9 protein-coding genes are annotated in these 9,364 nt (G+C 65.3%); 3 read left to right on the top strand and 6 right to left on the bottom strand.

The genetic code is table 11. The features are described from left to right. Positions 1 to 597: 597 nt before the first annotated feature. Together L21_RS08745 and dapF are read left to right on the top strand one after the other, a co-directional pair. On the top strand, positions 598 to 798 hold the full coding sequence (locus L21_RS08745; RefSeq protein WP_074370097.1) for a hypothetical protein: 201 nt from the start codon (positions 598 to 600) through the stop codon (positions 796 to 798). 87 nt (positions 799 to 885) lie between these two features. Continuing rightward, positions 886 to 1,704 carry a diaminopimelate epimerase gene (gene dapF / locus L21_RS08740; protein WP_074370096.1) on the top strand — a complete coding sequence of 273 codons (819 nt, stop codon included), beginning with the start codon at positions 886 to 888 and terminating at the stop codon, positions 1,702 to 1,704. On the opposite strand, the gene radB is transcribed toward dapF, so the two are convergent. Together radB and larC are read right to left on the bottom strand one after the other, a co-directional pair. Continuing rightward, positions 1,691 to 2,365: a DNA repair and recombination protein RadB gene (radB, locus tag L21_RS08735; RefSeq protein ID WP_074370095.1), complete on the bottom strand. Its 675-nt coding sequence runs from the start codon at positions 2,363 to 2,365 to the stop codon at positions 1,691 to 1,693. The genes dapF and radB overlap by 14 nt on opposite strands. Continuing rightward, entirely contained in the window at positions 2,362 to 3,555 is a 1,194-nt protein-coding gene (gene larC / locus L21_RS08730) for a nickel pincer cofactor biosynthesis protein LarC (protein WP_074370094.1), read from the bottom strand. Before larC ends, radB begins: the two co-directional genes overlap by 4 nt. A gap of 46 nt (positions 3,556 to 3,601) precedes the next feature. Between larC and L21_RS08725 the strand changes: the two genes are divergently transcribed. Next, positions 3,602 to 6,019, top strand: a complete 2,418-nt coding sequence (locus L21_RS08725) for a CDC48 family AAA ATPase (RefSeq protein ID WP_074370093.1) — start codon at positions 3,602 to 3,604, stop codon at positions 6,017 to 6,019. 388 nt (positions 6,020 to 6,407) lie between these two features. Here the strand turns inward: L21_RS08725 and L21_RS08720 are convergent, their stop codons facing one another. From L21_RS08720 to L21_RS08705, 4 genes are all read right to left on the bottom strand, one after another. Next, positions 6,408 to 8,024, bottom strand: a complete 1,617-nt coding sequence (locus L21_RS08720) for a S41 family peptidase (RefSeq protein WP_256712837.1) — start codon at positions 8,022 to 8,024, stop codon at positions 6,408 to 6,410. 139 nt (positions 8,025 to 8,163) lie between these two features. Beyond that, on the bottom strand, positions 8,164 to 8,622 hold the full coding sequence (locus L21_RS08715; RefSeq protein ID WP_074370091.1) for a GNAT family N-acetyltransferase: 459 nt from the start codon (positions 8,620 to 8,622) through the stop codon (positions 8,164 to 8,166). A gap of 22 nt (positions 8,623 to 8,644) precedes the next feature. Then, the gene (locus L21_RS08710) at positions 8,645 to 8,932 is read right to left on the bottom strand and encodes a hypothetical protein (protein WP_143727253.1); all 288 of its coding nucleotides are present in this window, start codon (positions 8,930 to 8,932) and stop codon (positions 8,645 to 8,647) included. Continuing rightward, positions 8,929 to 9,363, bottom strand: a complete 435-nt coding sequence (locus tag L21_RS08705) for a hypothetical protein (protein ID WP_143727252.1) — start codon at positions 9,361 to 9,363, stop codon at positions 8,929 to 8,931. Before L21_RS08705 ends, L21_RS08710 begins: the two co-directional genes overlap by 4 nt. Between the last annotated feature and the right edge of the window lies 1 nt (position 9,364).

The following is a 9,364-nucleotide window of genomic DNA, read 5'->3' as shown; positions in this document are numbered from 1 at the left end:
GGAACGATCTCCCTCGTTCGTCAGCGAACTTCGAAGTAAGGGGTGCTCAGAAGAAGAGATTGCTGAGGCAATCCGTAGCCTGCCGCGAGTTTCATACCTTGACGGATGGACGGAGGCGGATGATAAGCGGGTATCGCCCCTTCTGCAACAGGCAAGGGATGAATTGAACTACTCGATGCACGGCGGGATAGATCTCCCGACAGAGGATTGGGCCTCGGGACCCGGGCACATTGACTCTCCGCTTACAGAACCCGGTTCTCAAGCGGATGCGGTCGTCGCCCTCTCTAATCCAGGGGCTGCTACAACAATTCTGTACCCCTCCGGAGGCCTCCGGGATCCGGAGCCGGGAGCATCCGCCGCGAACCTCCAGCCATCCCACCGGTCTTCACCGGACCGGGGATAGAAGACCTCAAAGCCGGCCTGAACAGGCAGGAGCCCGTCACCGTCACGCTCGGAGGGCTCCCCGTCTCGAAAGGCGGGGGCGGGATACCGCTCTCAACCTTCACCGCCGCCACGAACAATCTGATACGGGAACACTACCTCTACCCCAATGGATCCCTCATCGGGTTCGGCTACGACATCGACGGGTATCTCCGGGTGAGCATCTGGAACGGTCCCCCTCCGGCTGAGAACGTCTCCTCGATAGAGGCGGTGTATGCGATGCTCGATGAGCGGGCTCGGGAGATGGGAATCGAGAGTATCCCGGTGAAGTTCACGGTATTCATCTCCCCGCCGGATCTGGTCATCGGCCCCCGGATGGATTCGTCGGGGTGGAGACGTCTCTGGGGTGCGGCGTGAGGAGGCCCTGATCGGGGCCGGAGTCCCCGCCCAACCCCCACACGGTTTATCACCCGCCGCCCCCATATTTACAGGAGAGGCTACACCATGGAGATCGCGTTCACCAAACTGCAGGGAAACGGCAACGACTTCGTTCTGATCGATGAGCACAACGGCGAGGTCATTCCCGAGGATATGAAGGGGGCGTTTGCGGCGCTCTTCTGCGACCGCAGGTTCGGCATCGGCGCCGACGGCATTCTCTTCCTCCAGGCGTCCGAGGCGGCCGAGATCCAGATGCGGCTTTTCCAGCCCGACGAGAGCGAGGCCGCGATGTGCGGGAACGGTATCAGGTGCCTCGCGAAGTACGCCTACGATGCCGGCTACGTGAAAGAGTCCTGCTCGGTCGAGACCGGGGCGGGGATCGTCCAGGTCTCGGCAGGCTACGCCGACGACGAGTTCACCGCGACGATCACGATGCCTGAGCCCGCGTTCGAGCGGAACGGCATCCCGGCCGTCGGGAACGGCGAATACAGAGAGGAGATCCGGGGTTTCACCGTGTATGCCGCGAACACCGGCGTTCCCCACGCGGTCGTCTTCGTGAAAGAGATCGGCGCAATCGAGATCGGCATTGTCGGCCCGGCCATCAGGAACCACCCTTCCTTCCCTGAGGGCGCGAACGTCAACTTCGTCGAAGAGGCCGGCGACGACACGATCCGGATCCGGACGTTCGAGCGCGGCGTCGAGGGCGAGACCGAGAGTTGCGGGACCGGCGCGACGGCGTCCGCCGCGGTCGCCCGCCATCTCGGCAAAGTCGGCGACACGGTGCGGGTCGAGACAAAAGGCGGTCCGCTCGTGATCCGGTTCGGCGAGACCGTCACGATGGAAGGCCCCGCCGAGACGGTCTTTACCGGCGTTATACCGTTCTGATCCCGTCTTCGGTGATCACGAAGTCGAACGAGAGCCCTTCCGGCCGGGACCGGTGCTTCCGGAGCATCGCCCGGCGGACACTATCCTTCTTTTCGAGCCGTATGATGGCCTTCGAGAGATGTTCGAGCGCCGTTCCCCCGAGCCCCGCCACCCGCTCGCGCTCCACATCCATATAGATCTGGTTCGTGATCAGGACGGGGATGTCGTACTTCTTTGCGAGCCCGAGGAGTTTGATCATGTGGTGCGAGAGTTTCCGTATCGCCTCCCGCCCGAGATCGAGTTCCGTCCGGTAGAGGGCGGTGGCCGAGTCCATCACCAGCAGCCCCACGGGGGCGTGGCCGTTCTTGAGCAGCCCTTCGGAATCGGCGATCATCGTCCCCTGCTGGGCGAAATCGAGCGGTTCGAAGAGGTAGAGCCGGTCGGCGAGCGCCCCGGCGTTCTCCCCGGTGATCTGCGTAAAGCGCTCCACCGAGAAGCCTTCGGTGTCGATGTAGACGACCGAGTTCCCGGCCCGGAGGCAGGCCACCGCCGCCATCAGGCAGAGGGTGCTCTTGCCGCTCGCGGGCTCGCCGTAGATCTGGGTGATCGCCCGCCGTTCGAGCCCGCCGCCGAGCAGGTCGTCGAGGCCCTGGCTTCCCGTGCCGACCCGATCGGTCTTCATGGTTCGAGCACACCCCGCTCGACGAAGAGACGGCGTGCTGCCGCCTCGACCGTTCCGGCGACCTCACGGAACGGGAGTCCGGTCTCCCGTGCGCACGCCGCCGCCTGTTCGTACTCCGCCTTGAACGATACGATCTTCCCCTCACACCAGCCGCACTTCACGTCGATCGTCGTCTCCTTCCCCCGGATCGTCACCGTGACCGGCTCGATCGTCCGCTCCGCGACGGCCCGGTGCACCATCGGGATGCACCGTATCCCGAGCGTCCCGAGTTCCCGCGCCATCACCCCTACGAGGCGGTCGGTCGTGTCGGGGGAAGAGATCACCCGGACGAGATGGCCGCTCCGCCCCTTCTTCATCATCACGGGAATGGCGCTTGCGTCCCGTGCCCCTTCTTCCATCAGGCAGTTGATCGTGTAGGCGAGAGCCTCCCCGGTGACGTCGTCGACGTTCGTCTCGAGGATGTCGATCCGGTCGCCTTCAGGAGCCTCTTTCGTAGAGACGAGCATCGACCGGAGGACGTTCGGCCTTCCCTGCGGGTTCCTGCTCCCCGCCCCGTAGCCGACCGCCCTGATCTCCACCGGTCCGAGGTCTTCGGGCCGGACGGTCGAGAACTCAGCGAGGAGGGCGGCCCCCGTCGGGGTGCAGAGTTCCCGCTCCTCGTCCCCGGGAACAGTTCGAAGATCCGACCCGGCGAGGATTGCGACCGTCGCGGGAGCCGGGACGGGGAAGGTGCCGTGGGCGCCGACCGCAAACCCCCGGCCGAGGGCGACCGGGCGGACGGCGACACCGCCGGGGGCGAGGGAGTGAAGGGCGGTGCAGGCTCCCACCACGTCGGCGATCGCGTCGTCCGCACCCACCTCGTGGAAGTGCGCCCCCTCTCCGTGGATACTCTCCTCGGCCCGGTGTATCCGGAGGAAGACCCGTCGCGCCATCTCCCGGGCGGGGGCGGGAGCGTCGCTTTCGGCCACCCGGTCGAGCACCTCCTCGAGGGTGCGGTGATCGACCGGGGCGTGCGTTCTCACCCGGACGGCCCGGATGCCGGAACGGTCTACCCGCTCTATTGTCGGTTCGCCGACGACTGAGCGCATGGCTGCCCGGACAAGCCCTTCGTCGGCCCCCAGATCGAGAAGGGTTCCGATGATCATGTCGCCTGCGGCTCCGTTGAACGGATCGAAGAGAAGTACGTTCATGCGCCTCCAGTACTTATAAATCCCCGAAATATAAGAACTAGAGGTAATGCCCGAGATATACTTGAAGGTAGATAGCGCTTATCCGGAGGATCAGGGGGCAGGCAAGGCACGGCTTGACCCTGATACCATGTTGCAGCTCAGGCTCAACCCGGGAGACCTCGTTGCTATCGAAGGGAAGCGTCGCACCGTAGCGAAGGTCTGGCGCGCCATGGTGAACGACTGGCACCAGGGCAAAGTCAGGATCGATAATTTTACCCGGCTCAATACCGGTGCGAGCATCGGCGACCGGGTCAAGATACGAACGCTCGACGAGGAGGCCGAGGCGAAACGGGTCGTGCTTGCGCCGCCCGAAGACCTCCCGAAACAGCTCCCCATCAACTACGGCAGCGTCGTCAACAAGCTGATCGACTTTCCGGTTGTGAAGAACGACTCCGTCCCCATCCAGGCCGGGCTCCCGTTCATGCAGCCCCAGCTCGTCGCGTTCAAGGCCGTGGTGGTCGAGCCGGAGAACGCCGTGATCATCACCAAGAACACGAAGATCGAGTTCTCCGAGAAGCCTGCGGCCGGATTCGAGGGCGTCAAAAGGATCAGCTATGAGGATATCGGTGGCCTGAAGGGCGAGTTGCAGCGGGTCCGGGAGACGATCGAACTGCCCATGCGCCACCCGGAGATCTTCAGAAAGCTCGGTATCGAGCCGCCGAAGGGCGTTCTCCTCTACGGCCCGCCGGGGACCGGGAAGACCCTGATCGCAAAGGCGGTCGCGAGCGAGAGCGGAGCACACTTCATCTCGATCGCGGGGCCGGAGGTGATCTCGAAGTACTACGGCGAGAGCGAACAGCGGCTCCGGGAGGTCTTTGAGGATGCACGGCAGCACGCTCCTGCGATCATCTTCATCGACGAGCTCGACTCGATCGCCCCCCGGCGTGAAGAGGTGACCGGGGAGGTCGAGCGGCGGGTGGTCGCCCAGCTCCTGACGATGATGGACGGGCTCGAGGAACGGGGCCAGGTCGTGGTGATCGGGGCCACGAACCGGCTCGACGCCATCGACCCGGCTCTCCGCCGTCCCGGGCGGTTCGACCGGGAGATCGAGATCGGGGTGCCCTCGGAGGACGACCGGATCCAGGTTCTCCAGATCCACACCCGCGGTATGCCGCTCGCGGACGACGTGGCGATCGCCGACGTCGCCCAGCAGACCCACGGATTCGTTGGGGCGGATCTCGCCGCACTCGCCCGCGAGGCGGCGATCAAGGCGCTGCGGCGCTACCTCCCCGAGATCGATCTCGAAGCCGACGAGATCCCGCCGGAGATCCTCGAGAAGATGGAGGTGCAGGCCAGGGACTTCCGTGACGCTCTCCGCGATGTGGGCCCGAGCGCCATGCGGGAGATCCTCCTCGAGGTGCCCCACACTGCCTGGGAGGATGTGGGGGGCCTCGAAGAGGCGAAGCAGGATATCCGCGAGGCGGTGGAGTATCCGCTCACCCGGCGGGAGCAGTTCGAGAACCTCGGCATCGAACCGCCGAAGGGCGTTCTCCTCTACGGCCCGCCGGGGACGGGAAAGACCCTGATTGCAAAGGCGGTCGCGAGCGAGAGCGGGGCGAACTTCGTCCCGGTCAAGGGCCCCCAGCTCCTCTCGAAGTGGGTCGGCGAGAGCGAGCGGGCTGTTCGGGAGGTCTTCAAGAAGGCCCGGCAGGTGGCGCCGTCCATCATCTTCTTCGACGAACTCGACGCCCTTGCCCCGGCCCGGGGCGGCGGCACCGAGTCGCACGTCACCGAGAGCGTGCTAAACCAGATTCTCACCGAGATCGACGGCCTCGAGGAACTCCGGGGTGTGGTGGTGATGGGCGCGACCAATCGGCCGGACATGGTCGACCCGGCGCTGCTCCGGCCCGGGCGGTTCGACCGGCTCGTCTACATCGGCGAGCCCGGGCGGGAAGACCGGCAGAAGATCCTCGCGATCCACACCAGTTACATGCCGCTCGAGGGCTCGACGATGGAAGACCTCGTGGCGATGACGGAGGGGCTCACGGAGAACGATCTTGAAGACCTGGTTCTCGCCGTGGGAGCGAACCGTCAGGTGAGCGTCGAAGACGTGAAGGAGCACCGCGCCGCGATTGCGTCGAACGAAGACGAGGGGCTCGTGAGCCACGTCCGGCGGAAGAAACTCGTCGACCTCTTCACGCAGCAGAAGATGACCCTGGACGATCCGGCGAGAGATCAGCTCATCAAGAAGGTTGCAGCCGAGACCGAGGGGTTCGTCGGCTCGGACCTCGAGGCGCTCGCGCGGGAGGCGGCCATGCTCGCCATGCGGGAGGGTGCCGCCGTCGTGAAGCCGTCGCACTTTGAGAATGCACGGGAGAAGGTGCACGCGACGATGAACGAGCGGCTGCGGCAGTACTACGGGAAGGTGCAGCAGCACTTCAAGGGCGGGCTGCCGAAAGAGATCCAGCCCCCGGAATACCAGTGAGCGGTTATCCGGGGCCCCCCGGAGAACTCTTTTTTACAACTTTCCGTCCCCGTCCGGAAAAATCCTCGTCTCTTCGGCCTGGGGTAATCTCACGCAAAAGTTCACGCGAAGCCGCGAAAGGGCGTTCCTCCCGGGTAAACCGATCTTCGCGCCCTTTCGCGGCTTCTCGCGAGCTAACGGGAGAAGATAACGATACAGCCTCACGCGAAAGACGCGAAGCCGCGAAGGATGGTTGTACGTGTATCTACCGAACTTCGCGCACTTCGGGGCTCAAAGCCTACGGCTTCTCAAGCTCCTGTCTTGCACCTTCGGTGCTCACGCTCCGGTTCTAGCGAACCGTCGCGTCCTGCGGACAGTTGCACTTCGCGTGAGGATCTCTCCTAACCCCTCACCGCCGCCCATACCAGACAGCGACAACCGCAAGCGCCGCAAGCACGACCACCCACCCGGCCGCCGCCTGTGTCGGCACCGCCGAAGGCTCCGCGGTCGTGCTCTCCGCCTGCGCCTCGATCCACTCGACCGCATACGCAAACTGGACGTCCTCCCCGGCCATCGCCCGCGCCAGGGTATCCCGTTCAAGCGGCACCCGCACCGTCGGGGCGACACCGCCGACCAACGATGCGTTGCTGTCGACCTGGATCTTCCCGTCCTCGTCGAGCGACGCGCCCTGCGGGAAGGCCGTCATGACCCCGAGGGGGAGGACCGGCCCCATCGACTCCATCCCGAACGCCCCGTTTGTCCCGTACCACGAGACGATCGCGCCCGTCCCGGACTCCGCAAAGACCTTCGGGAGTCCCTCGCCCGAACTGATGGTGTAGGGGCTGACGAGGAGGGCGACCGGGCCATCGTAGCGGTCGGGCCGGGGCTGTGTCCAGGACTCCCAGAGGACCGCGGGTTTTCCTGTCCCGGGGTCGTAGGTGGTGCCGTACTCGTAGAAGACCGGCCGGTCCACGAACCACCCACCGTAGGCGGCGGCCAGGTTGTCGTCCCCGCCCCGGTTGAACCGGAGGTCGACGACGATGCCGGGCGCCCCGTCCGCGATCGCATCCTCCACCGCCGCCTTGAAGGGCTGGTAGACGTCATAGGACTCTTCGTAGACCGCGATGTAGACGGTCCCTCCGGGGAGGGTCCGGGTGGTCACGGTCTCGTTCGTAATCATCGCCTTGAGTTCCGCCGACGATCCGGCCGCTCCGTCGTTCACCTCGCGGCCGAGGAAGATGCTCGTCCGGGCGAGGGTCTCGTAGCCGTCGTCCGCTGCGGTCAGGTTGATTGTGCGGGGGGCTGATCCCGCCGGGCCGGCGATGCCGACGGTCGCCCCGGCCCCCACCGGCGCCCGGGTCAGGAACCGCAGTTTCTGGAGGAGGATACCTTCGGCGGTCGAGGGCTTGACCGGGGTCCAGATGATCGACGTCGCGTCGATCGCCTCCCCGACCGGCCGGCCGTTCCAGGAGACCACCTCGTCGCCGAACCGGATCCCCGCCCGCTCCGCATCGCTCCCGTTTGCGACGTGGGCCACGATCACTTCGCCCGAATCGAGCCGTGCGACGGCGAGCCCGTAGCCCCCGCCGATATCGGCATGCTTCGCCCCGAAGTCGTCGGGAGCGAGGACCAGGACGTGCCCGTCGGGGATGGCGAAGACGAACTCGCGGAGCGTCCGGTAGTAGGCGGCGCTGTCCCGGTTCTCCTCGGCTTGTGCGATCTTCGGTGCGTAGGTCGCGTACAGCGCGTCCCAGTCGACGCCGCGCCACTCCGTGAAGGCGTAGCGCTCTTCCATATAGGCGCACGTCTCGCGGAAGGCGTCGCTCCAGGTCATGCTGCTGAAGTCGGGTGGGCTGTCGGTCAGGTTCGCCATGATCGGCGTGTAAGACGCCATCAGTTCCTCGTTGTAGGCCGTCTCGTTGTTCCGCTCGAACGGGATAGCGGCGTCCGTCCATACCATCCCGCACGAATCGGTGTAGAGGCCGGCGGATACCGGCGGCATTACGGAGAAGAGCAGGAGCAGCACGATCAATCCGGCTCTCGCTGTGCGCAAACTCTCTGGTTGCACGATCAACTACCCTGAACATCTGTCTTCTTGCCCGGGATTTGGAGTTTGCGTTTTCTTTCGGGATATACGGACCGGCGGGCCGGTGAGCTGCCGGAGATCACTCCGGCGGATACGCGACGAGCCCTTCCTTGACGCCCCGGACGAACCCTGCCTTCTTGTAGAGCCGGAAGACGTTCGGCTCGCGACGGCCGGTGAGAAGCATCACTTTGTAGCAGTTCTCTTCCCACGCACACTCGAGTGCATGGTCAAGGAGGGCCGTGCCGAACCCCCGGTTCCGGAACTCGCGACGGGTCACGACGTTCTCGATGAGCCCGTACGGCCGTGCGCCCCGGGTGAGGTTCTGGAGGATATGGAGGACGCACGTCGAGACGGCCGCGCCCCCGTCTTCGAGGAGGAAGATACGGGTTCGTGGGTCGGCAAGGATATCCTCCCAGGCAGTCCGGAGCGCACGGTCGTCGGCCTCCTCGTCGAGATCGTGCATCTGTGCATACAGGGAGAGGACTGCGGCGAGGTCTCCATGGACGGCCTCGCGTATGAGCGGCGTATCGACCGGCATACACCTCGATCTCCCTCTTCAACTAATCCCCTTTTGGTTTTGTCGGCGGAACCCCGGCAAGCCGCCTCCCCTTCTCCGTCAGGGTATACCGGACGCCTCCGGGAAGACCGGTCCCGCCGCAACACCCCGCACAATGGCGGCAGGAAGGCGCCCCGGCAGGTTCGCACCCTCCGCTCCGCTCGACAAAACCGAGACGTTCCATCATGAAGAGCCGCTCCGCGAGGGCCTCCTGCTGGAGGTTCAGTTCGGCCGCAAGCGCCGGGAGTACGAACCCCCCTTCCGAGATCCGCCGTGCTATCGCCCGCATCATGCCGCCGAGAGCCCCCGGAGGAATGTCCTGCCCCACGCGAGGTACCCGGCGGCACCCAGAACCGCGAGGTACAGGAGCGGGTTCATCGCGTCGGCAACCGACCATTCGACCCATTCCCCGACGAGATAGGCGTCGATCCCCAGTGCGCAGAGGGCGAGGAGTTCCACGAGCCCGAACGCGACCGAGAGGAGAACCCCGACGGAGACGAAGATCGCGCCCTCCCCGGCGCCCGCGGCGAGGTTCCGGACACCGGCGAGGAAGACGGCCCCGACCACGAGGAGGACGAACCCGCCGAACAGGTTGCCCGTGAGGTAGAAGGCTTCGAGGCCGGGTATGGGGCCGACGACGGCCCTGACCATCTGGAGCAGGCCGGCGGCGATGTAGAGTACACCGAGCACCGCTCCATAGACCAACTTTGCTGTATCGTTCATA

This window comes from Methanoculleus chikugoensis, from assembly GCF_900095385.1.
GTDB lineage: Archaea > Halobacteriota > Methanomicrobia > Methanomicrobiales > Methanoculleaceae > Methanoculleus > Methanoculleus chikugoensis_A.
This window is presented reverse-complemented; position numbering and strand designations above follow the sequence as displayed.

What these genes read in the sequence shown, in the direction of transcription:
- dapF (WP_074370096.1), top strand. Translation starts at nt 886, where the DNA reads ATGGAGATCGCGTTCACCAAACTGCAGGGAAACGGCAACGACTTCGTT.
- radB (WP_074370095.1), bottom strand. Translation starts at nt 2,365, where the DNA reads ATGAAGACCGATCGGGTCGGCACGGGAAGCCAGGGCCTCGACGACCTG.
- larC (WP_074370094.1), bottom strand. Translation starts at nt 3,555, where the DNA reads ATGAACGTACTTCTCTTCGATCCGTTCAACGGAGCCGCAGGCGACATG.
- L21_RS08725 (WP_074370093.1), top strand. Translation starts at nt 3,602, where the DNA reads ATGCCCGAGATATACTTGAAGGTAGATAGCGCTTATCCGGAGGATCAG.
- L21_RS08715 (WP_074370091.1), bottom strand. Translation starts at nt 8,622, where the DNA reads ATGCCGGTCGATACGCCGCTCATACGCGAGGCCGTCCATGGAGACCTC.
- L21_RS08710 (WP_143727253.1), bottom strand. Translation starts at nt 8,932, where the DNA reads ATGATGCGGGCGATAGCACGGCGGATCTCGGAAGGGGGGTTCGTACTC.
- L21_RS08705 (WP_143727252.1), bottom strand. Translation starts at nt 9,363, where the DNA reads ATGAACGATACAGCAAAGTTGGTCTATGGAGCGGTGCTCGGTGTACTC.